This is a genomic window from Tetzosporium hominis, from assembly GCF_002265435.1.
In the GTDB taxonomy this organism is placed as follows: domain Bacteria; phylum Bacillota; class Bacilli; order Bacillales_A; family Planococcaceae; genus Chryseomicrobium; species Chryseomicrobium hominis.
Genome location: NZ_NOKQ01000228.1, coordinates 1 through 438, shown reverse-complemented (window position 1 = coordinate 438; position 438 = coordinate 1). Strand labels below are relative to the sequence as shown.

The window sequence follows — 438 nt, the reverse complement described above, 5'->3', positions numbered from 1 at the left end:
GATGAGTTCGCTACGCGCAAAGGTCATCATTACGCGACAGTGGTCATTGATGCGAAATCTGGGTGCGTCCTTTCTATAGTTGAAGGTAGAGACGAGGCTGCAATCTCTTTAGCTCTCTCTCAAGTGAAGAGTACTATCCAAACAGTAGTCAGTGACTTTGCGCCAGCCATGTCGAAGGCCACAAGTTCTGTGATACCAGATGCGACCCATGTGCTCGATCGTTTCCACCTGATTCAGTTCTTCACAGATGCACTGCGACGCCGTCGGCGTTTTCTGGATGAAACTAAACGTCACTATCACGTGCGTACAATAGATCGTTCTCTAGCATGTCGTCCAGAACAATTAGACGATGCAGACTTAGAGGTCGCACGGGCATGCCTTCGTGAAGACGAGTTCATCAAGGACATCTATTACGGATTACAACATATGCGATTTGTA

General features: G+C 47.7%; 1 protein-coding gene. It reads left to right on the top strand.

Features of this window, described 5'->3' with window-relative positions; all coding sequences use genetic code 11:
• Nucleotides 1–438, top strand: a 438-nt coding sequence (locus CF394_RS11215; RefSeq protein WP_165767544.1) for a transposase, incomplete at both ends; no start/stop codon positions are given.